This window comes from Lysinibacillus sp. fkY74-1 (assembly GCF_053165895.1).
Genome location: NZ_CP170173.1, coordinates 2,272,611 through 2,292,740, shown reverse-complemented (window position 1 = coordinate 2,292,740; position 20,130 = coordinate 2,272,611). Strand labels below are relative to the sequence as shown.

20 protein-coding genes and 1 pseudogene are annotated in these 20,130 nt (G+C 38.4%); 10 read left to right on the top strand and 11 right to left on the bottom strand.

Annotated features, from left to right (window positions below):
• Nucleotides 1-366 precede the first annotated feature (366 nt).
• The 4 genes and pseudogenes from ACE1MS_RS11135 to ACE1MS_RS11120 form a co-directional block, all read left to right on the top strand.
• Nucleotides 367-882 (top strand): MerR family DNA-binding transcriptional regulator, encoded by a 516-nt coding sequence (locus ACE1MS_RS11135; protein ID WP_207872879.1) that lies wholly within the window; start codon nt 367-369, stop codon nt 880-882.
• Nucleotides 875-1,012 (top strand): helix-turn-helix domain-containing protein, encoded by a 138-nt coding sequence (locus ACE1MS_RS11130; protein ID WP_347709058.1) that lies wholly within the window; start codon nt 875-877, stop codon nt 1,010-1,012. Before ACE1MS_RS11135 ends, ACE1MS_RS11130 begins: the two co-directional genes overlap by 8 nt.
• Nucleotides 966-2,045, top strand: coding sequence for an RNA-guided endonuclease InsQ/TnpB family protein (locus tag ACE1MS_RS11125; RefSeq protein ID WP_347709059.1), 1,080 nt, complete (start codon nt 966-968; stop codon nt 2,043-2,045). Before ACE1MS_RS11130 ends, ACE1MS_RS11125 begins: the two co-directional genes overlap by 47 nt.
• 173 nt (nt 2,046-2,218) lie before the next feature.
• Nucleotides 2,219-2,533, top strand: a pseudogene (locus ACE1MS_RS11120) (HAD family hydrolase); the annotation flags it as partial.
• Nucleotides 2,534-2,576: 43 nt separating this feature from the next.
• Here ACE1MS_RS11120 and proS read toward each other — a convergent pair.
• The 7 genes from proS to ACE1MS_RS11085 all read right to left on the bottom strand — a co-directional run bounded on the left by proS (nt 2,577) and on the right by ACE1MS_RS11085 (nt 9,830).
• Complete coding sequence (gene proS / locus ACE1MS_RS11115; RefSeq protein ID WP_036161675.1) at nt 2,577-4,013, bottom strand: proline--tRNA ligase; 1,437 nt, start codon at nt 4,011-4,013, stop codon at nt 2,577-2,579.
• Between the two features lie 332 nt (nt 4,014-4,345).
• Complete coding sequence (locus ACE1MS_RS11110; protein ID WP_241745311.1) at nt 4,346-6,061, bottom strand: putative bifunctional diguanylate cyclase/phosphodiesterase; 1,716 nt, start codon at nt 6,059-6,061, stop codon at nt 4,346-4,348.
• Nucleotides 6,062-6,444: 383 nt separating this feature from the next.
• Nucleotides 6,445-6,615: a hypothetical protein gene (locus ACE1MS_RS11105; RefSeq protein ID WP_012294474.1), complete on the bottom strand. Its 171-nt coding sequence runs from the start codon at nt 6,613-6,615 to the stop codon at nt 6,445-6,447.
• A 203-nt stretch (nt 6,616-6,818) separates the two neighbouring features.
• Nucleotides 6,819-6,968 (bottom strand): hypothetical protein, encoded by a 150-nt coding sequence (locus ACE1MS_RS11100; RefSeq protein ID WP_004230023.1) that lies wholly within the window; start codon nt 6,966-6,968, stop codon nt 6,819-6,821.
• Nucleotides 6,969-7,563: 595 nt separating this feature from the next.
• Nucleotides 7,564-8,061: a DinB family protein gene (locus ACE1MS_RS11095; protein WP_012294472.1), complete on the bottom strand. Its 498-nt coding sequence runs from the start codon at nt 8,059-8,061 to the stop codon at nt 7,564-7,566.
• A 53-nt stretch (nt 8,062-8,114) separates the two neighbouring features.
• Nucleotides 8,115-9,077 carry a tyrosine recombinase XerC gene (locus tag ACE1MS_RS11090; protein ID WP_200991304.1) on the bottom strand — a complete coding sequence of 321 codons (963 nt, stop codon included), beginning with the start codon at nt 9,075-9,077 and terminating at the stop codon, nt 8,115-8,117.
• Nucleotides 9,078-9,416: 339 nt separating this feature from the next.
• On the bottom strand, nt 9,417-9,830 hold the full coding sequence (locus ACE1MS_RS11085) for a hypothetical protein (protein ID WP_031415882.1): 414 nt from the start codon (nt 9,828-9,830) through the stop codon (nt 9,417-9,419).
• Nucleotides 9,831-9,908: 78 nt separating this feature from the next.
• Here ACE1MS_RS11085 and ACE1MS_RS11080 point away from each other — a divergent pair, with 78 nt between their 5' ends.
• The 3 genes from ACE1MS_RS11080 to ACE1MS_RS11070 all read left to right on the top strand — a co-directional run bounded on the left by ACE1MS_RS11080 (nt 9,909) and on the right by ACE1MS_RS11070 (nt 13,231).
• Nucleotides 9,909-11,396 (top strand): circularly permuted type 2 ATP-grasp protein, encoded by a 1,488-nt coding sequence (locus tag ACE1MS_RS11080; protein WP_012294469.1) that lies wholly within the window; start codon nt 9,909-9,911, stop codon nt 11,394-11,396.
• Nucleotides 11,350-12,315 (top strand): alpha-E domain-containing protein, encoded by a 966-nt coding sequence (locus ACE1MS_RS11075; RefSeq protein ID WP_197149055.1) that lies wholly within the window; start codon nt 11,350-11,352, stop codon nt 12,313-12,315. Before ACE1MS_RS11080 ends, ACE1MS_RS11075 begins: the two co-directional genes overlap by 47 nt.
• A gap of 61 nt (nt 12,316-12,376) precedes the next feature.
• Nucleotides 12,377-13,231 (top strand): transglutaminase family protein, encoded by an 855-nt coding sequence (locus ACE1MS_RS11070; RefSeq protein ID WP_012294467.1) that lies wholly within the window; start codon nt 12,377-12,379, stop codon nt 13,229-13,231.
• A 52-nt stretch (nt 13,232-13,283) separates the two neighbouring features.
• Here ACE1MS_RS11070 and ACE1MS_RS11065 read toward each other — a convergent pair whose 3' ends face one another.
• Nucleotides 13,284-14,159: a tyrosine-type recombinase/integrase gene (locus tag ACE1MS_RS11065; protein ID WP_200991302.1), complete on the bottom strand. Its 876-nt coding sequence runs from the start codon at nt 14,157-14,159 to the stop codon at nt 13,284-13,286.
• A 361-nt stretch (nt 14,160-14,520) separates the two neighbouring features.
• Here ACE1MS_RS11065 and ACE1MS_RS11060 point away from each other — a divergent pair, with 361 nt between their 5' ends.
• Both ACE1MS_RS11060 and ACE1MS_RS11055 read left to right on the top strand, forming a co-directional pair.
• Nucleotides 14,521-15,315, top strand: coding sequence for an enoyl-CoA hydratase/isomerase family protein (locus ACE1MS_RS11060; protein WP_012294465.1), 795 nt, complete (start codon nt 14,521-14,523; stop codon nt 15,313-15,315).
• A 260-nt stretch (nt 15,316-15,575) separates the two neighbouring features.
• Nucleotides 15,576-15,896 carry a hypothetical protein gene (locus ACE1MS_RS11055; protein WP_031415877.1) on the top strand — a complete coding sequence of 107 codons (321 nt, stop codon included), beginning with the start codon at nt 15,576-15,578 and terminating at the stop codon, nt 15,894-15,896.
• Nucleotides 15,897-16,146: 250 nt separating this feature from the next.
• Here the strand turns inward: ACE1MS_RS11055 and ACE1MS_RS11050 are convergent, their stop codons facing one another.
• A complete protein-coding gene (locus tag ACE1MS_RS11050; protein WP_012294463.1) occupies nt 16,147-16,962 on the bottom strand; it encodes an ATP-binding protein in 816 nt (271 codons plus the stop codon).
• 311 nt (nt 16,963-17,273) lie between these two features.
• Between ACE1MS_RS11050 and ACE1MS_RS11045 the strand changes: the two genes are divergently transcribed.
• Entirely contained in the window at nt 17,274-18,449 is a 1,176-nt protein-coding gene (locus ACE1MS_RS11045) for an aminotransferase class I/II-fold pyridoxal phosphate-dependent enzyme (RefSeq protein ID WP_012294462.1), read from the top strand.
• A gap of 43 nt (nt 18,450-18,492) precedes the next feature.
• Here ACE1MS_RS11045 and ACE1MS_RS11040 read toward each other — a convergent pair whose 3' ends face one another.
• The gene (locus tag ACE1MS_RS11040) at nt 18,493-18,858 is read right to left on the bottom strand and encodes a cupin domain-containing protein (protein WP_031415875.1); all 366 of its coding nucleotides are present in this window, start codon (nt 18,856-18,858) and stop codon (nt 18,493-18,495) included.
• A gap of 69 nt (nt 18,859-18,927) precedes the next feature.
• On the bottom strand, nt 18,928-20,127 hold the full coding sequence (locus ACE1MS_RS11035) for an AI-2E family transporter (RefSeq protein ID WP_012294461.1): 1,200 nt from the start codon (nt 20,125-20,127) through the stop codon (nt 18,928-18,930).
• Nucleotides 20,128-20,130 lie beyond the last annotated feature (3 nt).

Below are 20,130 nucleotides of genomic sequence, written 5' to 3'. Positions count from 1 at the left end.
GCATGAAAATGCGAGCGTGACGGTTACGAAAGTAAAAAAAATCATCTGGATGGCATAAGGTTAAATCCTAAGTGCTATGGAACAATCGGTCTTCCGCATCGACTCCCCTTTAAACTGGGGAACGTTCAACGACTATCCCGTATAGCTGACGGGAGTACATCACAAGCTTATGGTGGTGGAAAAATCCTCTACCCAAGGAATTGGGTAAACATATAGTCTGCGCTCATGTGAAAGCATGAGAAGTTCATAAGAGAACTGCTGTCAAAGTTGCGTTTGATAGTGAACGGTTAAAACTTTATAAAACTTTATAAAATAGTTGTGATATTTTAAGGTATTTGTGTGATGATTACTTTAGAGGTGATTGTAATGCAAAGATATTCGATAAGAAAATTCGCTGACCTTATTGATGTCAATCCTCAGACTTTGCGTAACTGGGATAAAGAAGGCAAGTTGAAGCCCGCCTACGTGAACCCAGATACAGGCTATAGGTATTATTCAGAAGAACAATTACAAGAGCAACTCGGGAAGATAGCCGAGGAAAAGATTGTGGTTGGTTATTGCCGTGTCAGCTCCAAGAAGCAGCAAGCAGATTTGAAGCGACAGGTTCAGAACATGAAGACGTATCTGTTGGCGCAAGGAAAGCCTTTTAAAATCGTTGTTCTTTACAAGGATAGGCTTGTCCGATTCGGCTACGAACTCATCAAAAACATTTGCGACAAGAACAATGTGAGCATCGAAATCATCGACCACAATGAGAAATCCGAACAGGAGGAAGTCGTTGAGGATTTGGTTCAGATTATCACAGTGTTCAGTTGCAAGCTCCAAGGGAAACGTTCCAAGAAAACTAAGGAACTGATTAAGGAGCTGAAAAAAGATGATTAAAGCCATTAAAATCAAGCTCTATCCCACGAAAGAACAAGAGTCGATGTTATGGAAAACAGCCAACCACGCAAGGGGCGCTTGGAATGTTGGTCTTGGTTATTATCAAAGACGAATACGAAAAAGGAAATAGCGTCTCCACAGCTCAGGCTAGGCAGATGATTACTGATGCCAAGAAGTCCAATAAGGATTATCTATGGCTAGGTGAAATCAGCGCTGACGCTTGGCGTAACGTATTCCAAGATATGACCAAGGCATTCAAGGTGTTTCGGGAAAACCTTAAAAAAGGAATCCCGTTCCCCGATGCAGGCTACCCTCAGTTCAAGAAAAAGTCCAAGTCAAAGCCTTCCTTCTATCATGATGAGCGTAAGCTGAAAGTCTACGGGAACAAGGTTTATCTCGAAAAGATAGGCTTCGTCAAGATGAAAGACGAAGGAAGACTGCCTCAAGGAAATTACAAAAAGGATAAAATCAAGGTCTCCAACGTCCGTGTCGGATACGATAACAAGAACTGGTATCTGACTTGTGGGATTGAAACCCCAGAAGAATACTGGACACCTAACCAAGATTTATCCATCGGTATTGACTTGGGAATTAAAGAACTGGCTGTTACCAACGTGGAAGGTTTGAGCTTCGACAACATCAACAAAAAACGTGAAGTCAAGCGTTTGGAGAAGAAGCATCGGCGGATGTCCCATAAAATCAGTAGAAAATACGAGGCAAACAAAGATGGCAAGAAGTTTGTGAAGACCCATAATATTTTAAAATTAGAGAGGCTTCGCAAGCGAGTAGACAGACGATTGACGAACATTAGGGACAATCACCTTCATCAAGCTACAAAGACGATTATCAAGCAAAAACCAAGCAAGATAGTCGTTGAAGACTTAAATGTCAAGGGCATGATGAAGAACAAACACTTGGCAAAATTGGTCGCAAATCAAAAGTTTTTCGAATTTAGAAGACAACTCGAATACAAAGCCAAATTTTATCTTGGTATTGATGTGACAGTGGCAGACAGATGGTTCCCATCGTCTAAAATGTGTTCTTGTTGCGGTCAAATTAAATCTGATTTGAAACTGAAAGACCGTGTTTACAGGTGCGATTGTGGCTTGAAAATCGACCGTGATTTGAATGCTTCAATCAATTTAGCGAATTATTCAATCTAGGAAGCTTAACTCCAAACTAAATCCTAGATATGTACCGTGTGATGCACGGGAATTTAAGCCCTCGGAGAGTTATATCAAACAGTAGTAGCTTCGGCAAGGCGGGACTCGTTGAACAGGGAATTTAACCTTATAATTACAATTTATTTTGTAAGAATTTATAAAGTTTTAACATCGGCTCCGTAGAAAGACAAAAAGCTAAAATATCCTATACGAATTTAGACCGCTATTTTGATACGGTCATTATTTCTGAGGAAGTAGGATGGAGTAAGCCAGATGGACGGATCTTTGAAATTGCCTTAAAAAGACTTAATGTAAAACCAGAGAATACTCTTTTCATTGGGGATGACTTAGTAAAGGATATTGGTGGGTGTCAACAGGCACATATAAAGGGCATATGGTTTAATCCATCCATGCGCAAAAATGACACGGATATTCAGCCATATGCCGAGATTCATTCGTTGGAGCATGTATTCAATTTCTTCACATAGAAGAACAAAACCCCTGAGTTTTCGTTCAGGGGTTAGTGTACTATTAATATGCTTGGGCAAACCAAACCGTATGTTTTGCTTCATTTCCACAGCAAATACAAGTCGTTTTTATTGTTGGCGGATTGAATGGAATATTGCGAGTTGTGTATTTTGTTTCTTCCTTCACTTTTTCCTCACATACATCCTTCCCACACCATCCAGCAAGTACCCAGCCCGGAATAGAGCCGTTTTCTTTAGCTGTTTCAATGTGCTGCTGTAATTGTGGCAGTGTATCAATCGTAGAATGTGTATTTTCGTTTCGGAATTGACGAGCCTTTTCTAGTAAACGTGCTTGCATGGTCGTCAATTCTTCCTCAATAGCTGCCACAACAGTTGCTAATTCAATCGTTTGTTTTTCGTCCTCATCACGCGCTTTCAATAATGCTTGATTGTTTTCAAGATCTCGTGGTCCCAATTCAATACGAACAGGCACTCCTTTTAGTTCCCATTCATTGAATTTAAAGCCTGGCGATTGGTCTGAATCATCAAGTCGCACGCGAATCCCCTTCGCTTTTAAAGCCGCAAAAATTGCATCCAGCTGCTCCATAATTTGAGGATTCTTTTTCCATGGTCCTACTGGAATTAACACTACTTGGGTTGGAGCAATTCGAGGCGGTAAAATTAGTCCTTGCTCGTCACCGTGTACCATAATGACTGAACCAATTAAACGTGTAGATGTCCCCCAAGATGTTGTGTGGACATATTCGTGCTGATTCGCTTTATTTAAATATTTTATGTTAAAGGCTTCCGCAAATTTTGTTCCTAAATAATGGGACGTACCTGCTTGCACAGCCTTCCCATTTTTCATCATCGCCTCAATTGAATACGTATCGACAGCTCCTGCAAAACGTTCAGATGGCGTTTTTTGTCCATCATAGACTGGAATTGCTAGAACTTGTTCCACCACTTCTTTATAAATGTCTAGCATTTGCATCGTTTCTTTACGTGCATCTTCCTCATCTATATGGGCCGTATGCCCTTCCTGCCAAAGGAATTCTGAGGTACGAATGAAAGGCAATGTTTTCTTTTCCCATCGGAAGACATTTGCCCATTGATTAATGAGAACAGGTAGGTCACGGTAGCTTTTAATCCAATTTGAATAAAGGTGACCAATCATCGTCTCAGATGTTGGACGAAGTGCTAAGCGTTCTTCTAATTTTTCACCTGCTGCTTCTGTCACCCAAGGAAGCTCAGGTGAGAATCCTTCAATATGATCCTTTTCCTTTTGGAAGAAGGATTCAGGAATTAACATAGGAAAATACGCATTACGATGGCCTGTGTCTTTAAAACGACGGTCCATTTCCTCCTGTATATGCTCCCAAATTTCGTAGCCATCTGGTTTAAAGGCGATGCAGCCACGAACGGGCGTATAATCCATTAAATCTGCTTTTTGAATGGTTTCGATATACCATTTTGAAAAATCTTCTAGTTGTTTTGACATCGTACTTACCTCCATTTTTTTAAGTATTCGATTTCCTGAATTAAAAAAGCACAAAGCTGTCCTTGTATAAAGGACGTCTTTGTGCTGGAATGACGTGGTACCACCTTGAATTTAGCTTTAAGCTAAGCTTAAAACCCTCTAGCGTTTAGTAACGAAAACGACTCGGTTATGTTTTCATAACTTCTCCGTGGTAGGTGTTCAGTAAAGAAGCGGTGATATAGCTCTCAGCAAATGCTATATTTTCTGTTTCACTATTCTAACTTACTTGGCCACATCATCAAATTGTCATGTATATTATCTTTCACTTTAGCAAAATTATTCATAAATAGCAATTAATAACTGGAGCTATTAGTGAACGACTGGACAATAACATTTGTAAAATCCTCGACAGAAAGAGGCTTGCTAAAATAATAGCCCTGCACATACTCGCAGCCATGCTCGCGAAGTACGTTTAATTCAGCCTCCTCCTCAACACCTTCAGCAACTACTTGTAGGTTGAGCGCATGAGCTAAAGAAATCATCGCCGAAATCATCGCGATGCCTGATTTTTCAGGAACGATATCACGCACGAAAGCACGATCAATTTTAAGTACATCCACAGGGAATTTTTTTAAGTAATTTAGTGAAGAATAGCCTGTCCCGAAATCATCTAAGGAGATCGTAATCCCAAGAGCTCTCAATTGATTAATTGTATTAATTAGATCTTCTGTATAATCGAGCATGCTCATTTCGGTAATTTCAATTTCTAATAATTGAGGGTCAATGCCTGTTTCTGCAATAACATCCTTCACCATCTCTACAAAGCCAGAAGTACTAATATGAATGGGTGAAATATTAACTGCTACACGTAATCTGAGATTATGGGATTCATTCCAAAGTTTAGCCTGTGCACTGGCTTTACCTAGCACCCATACCCCAATATCATTAATGAGTCCACATTCTTCAGCAAATGGAATAAATCGATCTGGCGGAATATGCCCTAATTCGGGATCATACCAGCGCAATAAAGCCTCCATACCAATAATTGTGTCTGTTTTTAAATCGATTTTGGGCTGATAATGTAATTCTAAAAGATCGTTTTTTAAAGCTTGATGTAATTTTGTTTCTAGTAAAAGCCATTTATCGTTCGCTTCATCCATATTGTCACGGTAAAGGCGATATTGATTTCCTCGCGTAGATTTAGCAGCATACATGGCAATATCAGCATTTTTCAGTAATTCTTCTACCGTGTTTGCGTGATCTGGGAAAATACTAATGCCAATACTAATACTCGCATAAAATTCATAGTTATCTACGATAAAGCTTTCATTAAAGACACCTATTATTTCCTTGGCCATTTCCTCTATACGATTCACATCATTTAAAATCATGACAAATTCATCACTATTGTGACGATAAAAAGAATTAGAGGTATAATCAATATTTCTCAAACGATTCGACATTTCCACTAAAAACATATCACCGATAATATGACCAAGTCCATCGTTAATGTGTTTAAAACGATTCACATCAATGAAAAATAACGCAAATTTTTCTCCTGAACGTCGAGATTGATGGAATTCATTTTCTAAACGCTGTTCTAATTTACGACGATTTGGTAGCCCTGTTAATTCATCGTGATAGGCTATGTGGGTAATTTTTTTAATATCCTTTTGCGCTGTAATATCGACGCGTATAGCGATATACTGATAGGGCTTTCCCCGCTCATCAAGGAATGGGAAAATAGTAGTCTTCACCCAATATAAACTGCCATCTTTCGCACGATTGCAAACCTCGCCATTCCACATATCACCATTTCCAATTGTTCTCCACATCTCTCTAAAGAAAGATTTAGGATGATAGCCTGAGTTCAGTAAACGGTGATCTTGGCCTACTAATTCTTCACGCGTATACTTCGAAATTTTACAAAAATGATCATTAACAAAAGTAATTTTTCCGGTACGATCTGTAATTGCCACAATAATGGAACTATTCATAGCGGAAAAAATATCTTGCAATTCTTTAAGACTGTAGTTCATTTGATTACTACTAGGCGTGATATTCATCATTCTCATTCTCCATTCATTAAAATATGAAGGGTTTGGTACTTTTGCTTTATTTTACAGCGAGGTATAAAGTTGTGGTATATCGCCCTTTTTTCTGTAATTATATTATAGTCTTAGAAAAGCAGTTAATTCAACCCAAATATGCAATCATTCACAGGAAGGTTGGAATAGTTTTTGATATAAAATACAAATATTAGTTATTATTAACTCAAAAAAATTGTCTAATTTTAAGGTTTTTAAATACTTTTGTACTATTGATAGTATTTTCCTTAGGCTATTTCTCTATTAAATACAAAAAACTAATAACGTATAAATTGTTCAGAATTTAAAATTGATTAGACAAAAATGCCTTACTGTCACTTATGAGCAGTAAGGCATTTTAATAGTTAGGAGACCTCATATTCTATTGATCCTCCAGATGTTTTAGCATGCTCATTATAAGCATTTAACTGCTCTTGCGATAAATTTAATATATAATAGTGAAAATTAATGGGCTCTAATCCATGCTCCTCGCATATATGTCGATAAAATTCATAGCCTTCTCGATAATCAGTCATCTTTAATTCTTCCTTTCACTTGAGCTACTTTTCCTGGAACTATAACTGTATTTTATTTTGATAATCTATCTACATCTCTACTTTAGAAATCAATGAATGTTCTGAAATTAGTTTCAAAAAGATGAAAGCCCAGTCCATTTTACTTAGTATGGCTGGGCTTTTCATAAAATATTCGTGTCGGCTTCCATCATAACCATATCCTTTTAAATTCCTAATTGCTTCGCTTGCATATTATAGGCAGAAAGCTGCTGCTGTGATAGCTGTAATACATAATAGCGGAAAGAAATTGGTTCTAGCCCATAACGCTCACACATTTCACAATAAAATTCATACCCATCTCGATACTTTGACATGAAAAGTTCCTCCTTGGTTCAATCTGTTTTATAACAGTTGTTTTTATTTTTATTTAATATATAACAGATTATGAGGAACGTCAAGTATTTATGATAGAAAAAAATCGCCACAAGCTTGCATCGCTTTGCGCTTATGAACGTAGTGTTTCCAAAATAAGGCGTGTTTTACGGTATTCAATGGTAAAATAACGATGCCTTCTAAACCTTTTGATTACGGGAGATAAACACTTTGAAGAAGAAATCATTTTAATATTAGGCTTTGAAATGATAGCCAATACACCTACACTCGCAGCGCCTCTAGCTATTGGAGTTTTTGTCCATGATGAATTTATAAAGAAGGATGTACATCCTCTAATGGACCGTAACTATCTTTGCGTTCCGATTCGCGCACTGGCATCACTTGTTGGATACTGCCCCCCCTCATGGAACCCTATAGCCATGGGAGTGTGCTTTTTTCTGAGTATGTGGACAGTACAGCTAAAGCCATTTACACTGACATAAATGGAAAAGAATGATTAATGATAAACACGCAAAAAATTACCCATCTATCTGCTTAAAGGATAGATGGGTTTTCACATCAATATGGAGTCTGTTGTCAGCTATTTTTTATTTCCTGAATTTGTTGAATATGCCGTTGTTCATGAAGATAAATCTGCTCAATCCATTGATCGAGTGGACATTCACCAAGAGCCGGATGCTTCATTGTACGCTTGGTTAAAGCATCCGCATCCTCAATGGTATCTAAAAATCCCAGGAAGTCCGCTCTTGTGGTTGCTAACAATTCCAGCATCCTTTGAACCTGGAAGGGCTCTTCCGAAGGTTCCACTATGTTTGGTGCTTGAATTTTTCGTGTACGGTCTAACAGCAGTCCCATATCCTTTCGTTCAGGAGCCAATTGTTCTTGTGATGTTAAGCCCCAAGTAATAGCCTTCTTAGTGGCTTCCTCTACTAAAATAAGATGATGACAGATTTGTGCAATACTCCAACTTTGTGCATCTGGCTTGCTATTAAATTCTGCATCACTTAAAAGGTTAATCTCCTGAAGTAATTGCTCTCTTGTAGCATCAAATTGATTCTTTGCTAATAATAGCATACGCTACCCCCTTTATTCGTTATACCATTATATTCGACAGAGATGGCTGTAAATCATCTTTCCTGCACCATATTAAATGGATTGTTTTCTAAAACCTGCTGTAGCTGCTCATCCTCAATATGTGTATAAATTTGAGTGGTTGCTACACTTGAATGCCCTAAAATATGCTGCAAGCTTCTAATATCAGCACCAGCTTTATACATCATTGTTGCAGAAGTATGGCGCAGCTTATGTGGTGTAAGCCGCTCCTTTTGAAGACCTGATTGCTGATTAATACGTTTCACGATTTTGGCAACCGTTTGACGCGTAAAACGTGTTCCCTTTTGTGAAACAAAAAGAGGCTCATCTCCGTTCCCTTTATACGGTGTTTTCCCACTATTTTCATAGTCTGCTAGTGCCTGCATACAGCTATCATTCAAATAGACAGTTCGCTCCTTATTACCCTTCCCGACAACAGTTAAATGACGTCCCTGTATCGATGTAATATTGAGCTGGCATAGCTCCGTCACACGAATTCCTAAGTTTAAGAAAAACATCATCATACAGTAATTTCTTGGTGACGCCTGATTGACTGGTATGCCATCTATAAATTGTGTAGCTTCTTGAAAATTCATATAGATAGGTCTTTTTCGACCAATTTTCGGCGATTCTAATTCCTCTGCTGGGTTTTCCTCAATAAGTCGCCGTTTGCCTTTTAAATATTTGAAAAAGGATTTTAATGTCGCCACCTTACGTGCTCTTGAAGCTGCAGAATTACCACGCTGTACCTCACAGTATTCCATAAAGTAATAAAGGTCCTCCAATGTAATCTCTCGAATTTCTTCTATTGAAATAGTGGCAATATCAATTGCTGCTAAATTTTCTATATCCAGATCCTCCTGAACAGCTGTATGGAAACGGAAAAATAAAGACAAATCATATTCGTATTCTTTTCTTGTGCGCTGGGACTTTCCTTTGATAGTCGTTAAATAAACAAGAAAGTCCTTCATGATTTTTGGTAGTTTTGTTTTTTGCATTCCAATCACCTCTATTTGCTCTATTTTACCATAAAAAACGTTCCCAAATATAAATTTGGGAACTTTATCTGGACAAATAGGTCATTTTCCTATTATTAAGAACATACATTCGGTGTATACAAATAAAAAAAGATCCCCTTTTTTTAAAGGGAATCCTTTGACTAAATAAGAAAAGAATTGTGACAGTTACTGGTTTTTAGGTATAAAGTTGACGTTCGATGAATATTAAAATCTAGTATACTTCTATTGGTTTGTGAGGCGACTCGAAAATTAGAAAGGTGGGTAACTACCCATGTCGATTCGTCTCACAACACGCATGGGATTATTTGGATAAATTGACTATTTTACAAAAACCGAGTACTTCTCATCACCTTGTTTTGTAAGTGACCAGTTCGTCGATAACATTTGCTGTAGTTTTGTGACCGTTTCCTCATCACACATCAAATGTTGGATACCATTTTCTAAAAGTTGGTAATCTACCCCTTCTTCAAGATTAAAGCGTAGATGCAATAAACGTTGGATGCCAGGCAATGTTACATACTTAATTCGATAATGGCCATGTAACGCATCTAAGAACTCTTGTTCGCCATCCTGGAAAAGTGCCATTGTTTCACTAAATTCATAGTTTGGGACTTGTTCCTGCCAAGCTGATACATCCCCCGCCCGTAAAGCACGCAAAATCTCTTCGTCTGAATAATTTAATTTAGATAGTTTATCAAGTTCATAAGCTTGCATTAGATTAATGATTGTCATGAATGTTAGCTCCTTTTATGTATTTACTCACAGTGTACCATGTTTTTATTACTACTCAAATTCGGAGGGATTCATAGGATGAATTTATATGATTCTAGTCTGTTTTTCGATGAAATGTTTGATGGCAATCAACCGAAGCCCCATTATCGATCTTTTCATCATAAGCTATCCATTTTTTCTCAGGAGCAACTTGAAGAGAAATATCGGCAAGCACAAGCAAGCTTTCTCAGACAAGGAATTACTTTTACTGTCTATGGTGCACAAGGTGGAACCGAAAGGACCATGCCCTTTGATTGTGTCCCTATCATTATTCCTCAAACACAGTGGGCAATTATTGAGGTAGGCGTCAAGCAACGTGTGGAAGCGCTGAACTTATTTTTACAAGATGTGTATGATGAACAAAGAATCATTCGTGATGGCTATATTCCTAGACAGTTGGTAGAAAATAATCCATATTTCTCACCAATCATGCATGGACTTAAGGTACCAATTGCTAATCATATATTTTTAGCAGGTATTGATTTAATACGGGATGAGAATGGTGAATATTTCGTGCTGGAAGACAATTTACGGAATCCTTCTGGCATTTCTTATGTTTTTGAAAACCGTGACGTCATGAAGGAGGTGTATCCTGAATTTTTCTCTAAGCATACTATTTTATCTCTGGATAAGCAGATGGCTAACATGAAAAAAGCACTGCTTGCTCATCGTCCACCTACTATGGAGGAAGGACGAGAACCAAAAGCGGTGCTGCTAACAGCAGGTATGTACAACTCAGCCTATTATGATCACGTATTTTTAGCTCAGCATTTAACGATTCAACTAGTAGAGGGCCGCGATTTGGTCGTACAGGATTTGAAGGTTTATATGAAAACCATTTACGGTTTACAACAAATCGATATTATTTATCGCCGGATTGATGATGATTTTTTAGATCCGATTGCATTTCGTGAGGACTCTTTGTTAGGTGTCCCTCATTTAATGGCAGTTTACCAAGCTGGCAATGTGGCCATTTTAAATGCTGTTGGCAATGGCGTGGCAGATGATAAGGCGATGTATGCCTATGTGCCTGATATGATTCGCTATTACCTTCAAGAAGAGCCTATATTACCGAATGTGAAAACCTATCATTTAGAAGATGAGCAACAGCGAGCATGGGTATTAGAGCATATTCAGGAGCTAGTCATTAAAAATGTAAGTGCCTCCGGGGGCTATGATATGCTCATTGGTCCCCATGCAAGTGAGGAAGAAATCGCTTTGTTTAAGGGAAAAATAATGAAGCATCCATGCCAATATATTGCTCAACCAACCATAAAATTGTCCAGAGCACCAGCCTTTCAAAATGGGCGGTTTTATCCTTGCCATGTGGATTTACGTGTGTTTGCCATGAAGGGTGAGGATTGTTATGTATTGCCAGGTGGATTATCACGAGTGGCCTTACAAGAAGGTTCACTTGTGGTCAATTCATCGCAGGGCGGCGGTGCTAAGGACACATGGATTTTAAAGGAGGAGGTGCAGCATGCTGAGTCGAGTAGCCGACGCGTTATACTGGATGGCACGGTATAGTGAACGCACACAAACCAATACACATATATTACAGGTACAGCTGTTGAATATGTTGGAGCAATCTGGGCAAGAACATGATTATATTGATCATTGGGAGGCTGTTTTAAATATTTGTGCCTCGAAGGAGGAGTATTTAGCCAATTATACAGCATTACGTGTTAATCCATTAATTGATTATCTATTGTTTTCCGAGAAAAATGGCAACGCCCTCCTTGCTACCTTACGTGCCATTCGAGAAAATGCCCGAGTGACAAGAGATCGTCTACCTGCGGAGCTATGGGAAATACAAAATGCCTTTTATTTAACGAAGCAGCAGGACATACTAACAATGGATCGACCTATCCCGTTAATTGATCTTCAAGCTTTTTTACAGGAAGTGCGGAAGACATTGTGGATGGTGACTGGACTGGTCGAGGGCACAATGGATCGCGATCTCCCCTTTTATTTCATGGAAATTGGGAAATGGCTGGAAAGAGCAGAAAAAACGATGCGGATGTCGTTAATTATTCTCGAGCAACAGAAAATAACAGGCCAATCCCTTCATGAGATGGATGGTACATTTTTATTAGAGCTTGCTGCCGCAAAAGAATCCTTTTTGCAGAAGCACCGCCAAACAAATTTATTATTGGGCATTCGATATTTATGGCAGGATGAACATGTTCCTTGCTCGGTCATGTTTTGTCTGAAGAAATTAGAAGAAGCTTTCCAGTCCATCGAGCATGATCCTTTATCACCAAAATGTTTAACGCTCCATTCGACCATCAAAAGCTTTGTTTTAGCATTCAATCATCTTGATTTTTGGACAATGAGCGTCGAGGAAGCCATTACAATCATGGAGGAAAGATTGAGTCAATGGATTGCCTTTAGCGAAACATTCTCGACAATCTATCATTTATATGAACCCAGCGTACAACCTTGAAAGGAATCCATCACAGCTCCCTTTCAACAGGCAAGTCAGTAAGCAGAAGGAAGCGGACACGATGAAATTTGAAATTCAACATACAAATATTTTTCAATATGAGTCTGAAGTCGACCAAAGTTTAAATACGATTCGCTTAAAGCCACGCAGTGATGAGCGTCAACGGCTATTATCCTATCGAATTGCAATTACTCCATCCTCTCTTACACGTGAGCATACGGATATTTGGGGAAATACAGTAGGTTCATTTTATATCCCGGAGCAGCATCAAGTACTAGAAATTCATACATCGTCGATTGTCAGTATCCAGCGTGCGCCATTTATTCATCGTATTCAATATTCACCCGAAATGCAGACTATTTTTCACTCACAGCTATTTTATGAACATTATCTTCCCTATTTAAAAGCAACTCATTTTACGTATATGACAGAGCAACAGCTGGAGGAGGTTTTTCATGCGATTGGCCATGCTGAAAATCCTGTGCTCTTTTCGCTTAATTTAATGCAATACTTATACTCTAGTTTTGAATACGACCCGTCAGCAACAGATGTAAGTACAACAGCTAGTGAGGCATTTGCCCTAAAGCGTGGAGTATGCCAGGATTTCACTCATGTTATGCTGGGTGTATTACGTTCTAAAGGAATTCCTGCACGCTATGTTAGTGGTTATTTATATGTCGATGAAAATTCAGCTCTCGTCGGCGATAGTGCAACACATGCTTGGGTAGAAGTCATGATACCTGGTATTGGCTGGATTGGTCTGGATCCTACCAATAACGTGGAAGTATTAGAAAACCATATTATTTTGTGTATTGGCCGAGATTATAGTGATATAAGCCCTGTTGAAGGGGTTTATTCAGGAGGCAAACATGATTTAACCGTAAAAGTAAGTGTCAAAGCATTGAATCATTTATAAGCATTATTGACACGTGCAGGATTGGCGAGAACACGCAATTCCTGCACGTTTTTTATTCAAAGCGCTGTTGTCTTTCTGTTAGTACCCATTTGCGAACATAGCCCATTTCTTGCTGAATATGTTCCAATGTTTTCTCTTGTTGAAACGCCCTTTGCATAACAGTATAACGCAAATCGGTGGCTCTGACGTTTTTCCCAATATCCTTGGACATCGTTTGAAAAATACGTTCCACTGTCTTCGTTGTAATCGGCTTTGTCAGGCTTGCCTCGCTCACCCACACCCATTCCCCCATTTCCTTGTCATGCATGGTTTCTGTTTCTTCCTGATAATGCGCTAGCATGTCCATAAGTATGGGCGAACACTTTACCTCGCGGCGTCCATTTCGATTCGCAATATAAAGAGTTGATTTTTCCTTTTGGAAATGCGACCACTTCATTCGTACAAGCTCAGCTGGCTTACACCCTGTCTCCATCAAAACCTGCACAATACAACCATTGCGTCTCGCCAGCCATGCATGCTCTGCTGTTTTTGCATATTGAAAATAAATAGGCCAAACATTAGCCATTTGCCCGATTTGCTTATTTGTAAGTACTTGTAGTGCCTCTTTTTGCCTTTTCCTCGGCTGTAAAATATGTTGATAATCAAAGGGCTCTATCCATTCTCGTAGGAAAATAAAGTCTACAAAGCCACGCATAGTTGCTATTTTATGATTAAACGTATTGATATTGTGATAGGTTTCCTTTAAATAGTGACCATAGATTTGTAATAACTCTTGAAAGTGGTGATCTACATACAAGTAATTTTTTTCATGGGCAAATGATAAAAAATGCTGCCCGTCCATATTGTATTGCTTCATCGTTGCTTCACTTTTTTTTAATGACTGCAATAGCAAAATATAGCTGTTCCACGCTTCCTTGAGTGTGACCATAGGCTCCCTCCTTGTGTGCTGTGCGTTAGTTAGTTTTATTTTACTATATATGTGGAGCGTATGTTTTCATTTTCTAAATAATATATAGTGTCGGATAATCTGTATTTTAGATTCATACATGCTCCCATCATTCAAGTGCTTCTTGCATCATAAAGAAACAAATGTTCGACTATTAGTTTCTCACATCTTTTGCTTTCTTACAATAGTAAATTCCATTCCTCTGTTGTAAGACAATTGCTATTTATTCCATCTATTTTTGTATAACAACGCAATTTTATATGAAAATTCGTATAATTTCGTGTTTATCGTTCATGGTGTTATATAATAATGGTATAGACAAATATGTAGGGGGCTCTCTAAAATGCAAGTAAAGACGACTCGACTGGAAGCAGAAGACGCAAAAATTATTTATCAAGAAACTGCTGGGCTAGCAATTATTACGATCCATCGACCACAGGCGAAGAATGCATTAACCGCAAATATGTGGGATCAATTAGCAAAAATTGCCCTGCAAGTATTAGATAATCCCAAAAATAAAGTCCTTATTTTACGAGGCTCAGGACAAAATTTCACTGCCGGCTCTGACATTAAAGAATTTAATGCCATTTCTCTCGACAAGGCTGAAGAGGCGTTTATACATATGGAAAAGACCATTTCCACTATTGAGCGCTTGCCTATCCCTACGATTGGTGTGATTAATGGGCCTGCAATGGGGGCTGGCTTGGAATTAGCATTAGCCTGTGATATTCGTATTGGCTCTGACAAAGCCAAACTGGGCATTCCTGTTGGTAAATTAGGGATTACATTAAATAATAAATTTGCACAGCGTTTAGTACAGCTTGTTGGCCCAGCCACAACAAAGGATTTAGTGTTTACAGGAAGAATGTTTAAAGCAGAGGAAGCCTATAAGCTTGGGATGCTCAATTATCTTGTAGCAGAGAAGGATTTGAATAAATACATGATCCGCATGGGTAAGCTTGTGGCGGGAATGTCTCCTGAATCCTTACTGGCAGTAAAGCAGTCTGTCCAAGAATGCCTCGATAGTGTTCCAGCCTTATGGAAAGGCTCCACGCCATTTGTCGGCAATGATTTTGCAGAAGGTTGTCGAGCATTCGTTGAAAAACGCCAGCCACAGTTTACGCGTCAGCCCAAATAAAAATAGGTACTCTTCTCGCCCACTGGCGACAGGAGTACCTGCACCTGGACTTGGAAATACCTACGCTTCCACAGGTACAATGTTAGAGGTCAAACGTTAGCTCCTAATAGTACTATACGTGATATAAATATAACGTTAACTCTGCAATTATATTGAAATTGCTAGAGGTAATGACACTAAAATCGCATTTTACTAGTTTAAAAAATGGAAATCATTAATAAATATAGTCTTGATACTTGATATGGTGGAAGGAGAGGTAAATGAAAAAAATAATTATCTTTAATCTTTTATTTTGTATAGTAGTTATTTTTGTTAATTACAATTATTTTAATTCTAAATCTCGAAACGCTATCGTATACAACTATGTGGAAAACTATATGGAAACTAACTATGGCATTGCTAGAGAAAATTTAAAACCTGAAGAAATCGATTACATGAGAGGAATGGGTTTGTTTGAAATAGAAGTTAAAGATATAGAAACTAAAAATCATTACTTTTTTGAAGTGGATATTAGAGATGACTATTCATTATATTATTTAAAAGATCTTACTGAGGTTCATCGTAAAAATCAAGCTGATTAAAGAAAGTTTATTTCAACAGGTATCAGCAATATTTTGAGAGCAACATATAAAGTTTTACATACAACAAACAATAACTTGTTGAAGCCGCACGAGGCAGTTTAGTAATTGGAATCAAATAAATATTAAACCCGAGCAACGATAAAAGCCCAATTTCTCAATTTTTATGCTAAGAAATTGGGCTTTTTTATATTTCCTTATACGATTGAAAAAAGTGCAAAATAACTCCTAAAGTGACAGGAGTAAGAGTTTTTTATGATTTTTTCTTTTGGATACCTGACTTGGCATGAACGTGGATAGCATCCAATTCATAGCCAAAATGCTGATAAAATTCCGTCTGCACCGCCTGTTGTAAGTTATATAAACGTGCTGCTAACGGATAATCAATCGGTAGCCTTACCTGTAGGGACAAAATAGCTTGGACCTGTTCACCAAGTACAAATTGGACTTGCTCCACCTTTTGCACAAAATCCTGTTGTTGACAGCAATACGTAAGTAGCTGGACGTAAACATGATTACTAATCTCAATATACTCCCGTTGAAAATCAGGACGAACAATGGTTGTTTCCCCAATCTTTTCACGTTTTGTTGAAAAAATCTCCATTCCCTTTAGCACCAGTCGCTTAAAGAAATTTTGCTCAACTTGTCGGTAAGGGATCGGCATAACATGCTTCCCTTGTGTTTGTCGAATAAAACGAGCTTTTTGAATGTCCTTAAAGGAACGAATATCTTCCACATCATAATAATGCTCGATAGCGCCTAGCTCCAGCTGCTTCGCAATACTATTCGTCATTTTCGTTGACGTCCCAATTAGTAAAATAGATTCCACTCGATGGCTTGCTAGCGCCTTCTTGACTGCCTCACGGTGCTCCTGGTCGGTAAAAATGGCACGCCTTACAGCGGTAATTGTATTTTTTTCAAATTTAGCAGAAACTCCTGCGACTCTCACGCCATTGACAATGAGTAATCCATCATCGATAATCGCCTGTACGCCAATTTTATGGGCAAAAGATAGAGCGCTAGTGCTTTTTCCTGTGCCGCTTGGTCCACTTAACGAATATACCTTCAAAGTCCTCCCTCCTCTTATGCTAATTAATCTTTATAGCTGTTCCTCATGCTTTGATAGAGATGTTTGATGAATCGGTTTACTCCATGATTCCCACTGAAAAACTATATAGTAAGTATAATACAACTTCTACATTTACGGAATTTACAGTAGGTTTCCCCAACATTAGGCAATCCATTTTCGCTAGCCTATGCGCACATCCTCTACATTATATAAATATTTTCTTTTTTCAGAATATCTGTCCCTTTCTTCGCTTTAGTATGATAAAATGTGAACTACTATTCTGTTATACAACTACAAGGAGTGTACTAGTCTTGAAAATCGTACCATCTAAAAAAATGTCATTATTTACACCAGCAATTTTCGGAGATTTGAAAAATTTTGCGAGAGAGCAGCAGGCAAAGGGCATGACTCTGATTGACTTAAGCTTAGGAAGCCCCGATCTTCCTCCACATGCCAAAATTCGCGAACATCTATCTTATCGAGCAGGTTTAGCTGAATCGTATGGCTATACACTTACAGGCACACAGCGTTTTTATGAGGCTGTCAGCCGCTACTATAAGCGCCGTAGCAGCGTTGATTTAGATCCTACTACTGAAATCATTCAAACAATTGGCTCTCAAGAAGGCTTAGTGCATCTTCCAATGGCCTTTTGTGATCCTGGAGACATCGTGCTATCGACAAACCCAGCATACGTTGCGTATGACGCAGGCATTCACTTAGCTGGTGCAACACCCTATTACATGCCTCAAACAGCTGACAACAACTACCTTCCAGACTTAGACGCTGTACCAGAAGATATTGCGCATAAAGCAAAGCTATTAATTTTAAACTTACCAGGAAATCCAGTACCAGCGATGCCATCCTTAGCATATTTTGAAAAAGTGATTGCCTTTGCTAAAAAATATAACATCATCGTTCTGCATGATGCAGCCTATTCTGAGTTTTATTTTACGGGCGATGGACCGATTAGCTTCCTTGCTACACCAGGTGCAAAAGAAGTAGGGATGGAAATTAACTCCCTTTCCAAAAGCTTTAGTTTGGCAGGAACACGGATTGCCTATATCGCAGGAAATGCTGAAATGATTGCGATTTTAAAGCAATTAAAATCGAATTTAGATTTCGGTATTTTTGAGCCTATTCAAGATGCAGCTGTCGTTGCCCTCGATCACGCTGAAGAAATTACAGCAAGCCTACGTGCAACCTTTTCTGAGCGTCATCAAACATTGATGAATGGCTTACAGGCACTAGGTTGGGACGCAGCACCTTCTAACGGTGGGATGTTTGTTTGGGCAAAGTATCCATATGATATGGATTGCACCGAACTCGCTTTTAAATTGATTGAGCAGGTTGGCATTGTTACGGTTCCAGGTACTGTATTTGGAACGGCAGGACAAGGTTATCTTCGCTTAGCACTTGTGCAACCAGCGAAAATCCTTCAGGAAGCTGTCGATCGTTTAGCGCAAGTACAATTACTACAAGAAAACTAACATAGAAAACCCTTCTAACAACATGCTAGAAGGGTTTTATTCATTAAATCCAAACATCATTTTCAGCAGTAAGCGCAGTTTTTTCCTCACCCGTATTTACTACCCCAGCAGGCTCTACGAGCAAAATTTTACACTCGGCTGCAGCGTAAGGTTTATGTTCAACTTGGCGTGGTACGACAAACATTTCACCCTCCTTTAATCTTACTTCTCCATCACGAAATTCAATGACAAGCTCCCCTTCAATCACCATAAACACTTCATCTGTATCATCATGTTTATGCCAAACAAAATCTCCGATTACTTTAACCAGTTTGAATTGATATTCATTCATCTCAGCAATTACCTTTGGAGACCAGTGCTCTTGGAATTTTGCAAATTTTTCTTGAAAATTAATAGGTATGTAGGTCATGCTATTTTCCCCCGTTCTTTTTTTCCTATTAAAAACACAGCTACTGTCAAGCGAAGTAGCTGTATCCTCTTATACATCATATTTTTGGTGAACGTCATCCTCATAACGGTTATAGCGCTGTTTAAATAGCTTGAATAGATGAGTCACAAGCACTTTAAAGATTGCATAACCTGGAATCCCCAAAATGACCCCAGGGACACCAAATAGCGAGCCTGCCGTTAATAATACAAAGATAATTGTAATTGGGTGAATACTGAGCGATTTCCCCATAATTTGTGGAGAAATAAATTTTCCCTCAATTAACTGAACAATCGTCCATACAATCGCTAGCTTAATCAACATCAATGGTGATGTGACAAGAGCGATAATAACGGCTGGTGTGATGGCAATAACAGGACCTAAATAAGGCACTACACTTGTAATCATCGCAAGGAAGCCGAGCAATAAAGCATATTTCATACCAATTATTAAGAAGCCAATTGTGACCATTGCACCAATACACATAGATACTAAAATTTGCCCTTGTATGTAAGAACTTATTTGCTTGTCCATATCATGGAAAATTTCAGTCACTTCTTTACGCATACGCGGTGGGCATACTTTCAGCATAAATTTCGGTAATTTTTCGCCTTCTTTTAGTAAATAAAACAAGATAAATGGTACGGTTACAAGCGATAGGACGATGCCTGTTAACGTTGATAGGAAACCCGTAATACCGGATGCTACACCCTGTGCTATATTTGTAGCCGTATCTTTCACAGTTTTTACCATATCAGTAGTAAAGTTTTTAACCACTTCATTGTAGTCAAAGTTAATTTTATCTAAATAATCGTTAAAACGTGAATGATTAAAGAATGCAACAAATTTTTCCGTAAACTTCATAAAATACTCTGGGAATTCCTGCACTAAGTTCGTAAATTGGTCACGTAAAAACGGATAAACCAACACAACGAGCAGTGTTATGACCCCAACTACCGCGATGTAGAGTATTAAAATACCCCAAATTCTTGGAATACGCCATCTAACCAATATCGCCAATAATGGACGTAATAAATAGTACCCAATGACAGCTAATACCCCTGGTAAAATGACGACTTCAAATAACACTTGAAGCGGGGTAAAGATAAAGGAAACTTGATTAAACATAAAAATAACACATGCAACTAATAATAAAATAACCAGCGTAAATAATAGGTTTCTACCACCTAAGAAACGAATAAACTTGGTTGCTAACAGGTTTGAACGTTCTTTTGGTCTTTCTTTTTCCATATA

Bases quoted from the DNA above. Each gene is read 5' to 3' on its own strand.
- ACE1MS_RS11070 (WP_012294467.1), top strand. From the start codon at position 12,377: ATGAAATTTGAAATTCAACATACAAATATTTTTCAATATGAGTCTGAA.
- ACE1MS_RS11040 (WP_031415875.1), bottom strand. From the start codon at position 18,858: ATGACCTACATACCTATTAATTTTCAAGAAAAATTTGCAAAATTCCAA.
- ACE1MS_RS11060 (WP_012294465.1), top strand. From the start codon at position 14,521: ATGCAAGTAAAGACGACTCGACTGGAAGCAGAAGACGCAAAAATTATT.
- ACE1MS_RS11090 (WP_200991304.1), bottom strand. From the start codon at position 9,077: ATGCAAAAAACAAAACTACCAAAAATCATGAAGGACTTTCTTGTTTAT.
- ACE1MS_RS11110 (WP_241745311.1), bottom strand. From the start codon at position 6,061: ATGATGAATATCACGCCTAGTAGTAATCAAATGAACTACAGTCTTAAA.
- ACE1MS_RS11065 (WP_200991302.1), bottom strand. From the start codon at position 14,159: ATGGTCACACTCAAGGAAGCGTGGAACAGCTATATTTTGCTATTGCAG.
- ACE1MS_RS11100 (WP_004230023.1), bottom strand. From the start codon at position 6,968: ATGTCAAAGTATCGAGATGGGTATGAATTTTATTGTGAAATGTGTGAG.
- ACE1MS_RS11095 (WP_012294472.1), bottom strand. From the start codon at position 8,061: ATGCTATTATTAGCAAAGAATCAATTTGATGCTACAAGAGAGCAATTA.
- ACE1MS_RS11125 (WP_347709059.1), top strand. From the start codon at position 966: ATGTTGGTCTTGGTTATTATCAAAGACGAATACGAAAAAGGAAATAGC.
- ACE1MS_RS11130 (WP_347709058.1), top strand. From the start codon at position 875: ATGATTAAAGCCATTAAAATCAAGCTCTATCCCACGAAAGAACAAGAG.
- ACE1MS_RS11085 (WP_031415882.1), bottom strand. From the start codon at position 9,830: ATGACAATCATTAATCTAATGCAAGCTTATGAACTTGATAAACTATCT.
- ACE1MS_RS11105 (WP_012294474.1), bottom strand. From the start codon at position 6,615: ATGACTGATTATCGAGAAGGCTATGAATTTTATCGACATATATGCGAG.
- ACE1MS_RS11080 (WP_012294469.1), top strand. From the start codon at position 9,909: ATGAATTTATATGATTCTAGTCTGTTTTTCGATGAAATGTTTGATGGC.
- ACE1MS_RS11035 (WP_012294461.1), bottom strand. From the start codon at position 20,127: ATGGAAAAAGAAAGACCAAAAGAACGTTCAAACCTGTTAGCAACCAAG.
- ACE1MS_RS11135 (WP_207872879.1), top strand. From the start codon at position 367: ATGCAAAGATATTCGATAAGAAAATTCGCTGACCTTATTGATGTCAAT.
- ACE1MS_RS11075 (WP_197149055.1), top strand. From the start codon at position 11,350: ATGCTGAGTCGAGTAGCCGACGCGTTATACTGGATGGCACGGTATAGT.
- ACE1MS_RS11055 (WP_031415877.1), top strand. From the start codon at position 15,576: ATGAAAAAAATAATTATCTTTAATCTTTTATTTTGTATAGTAGTTATT.
- proS (WP_036161675.1), bottom strand. From the start codon at position 4,013: ATGTCAAAACAACTAGAAGATTTTTCAAAATGGTATATCGAAACCATT.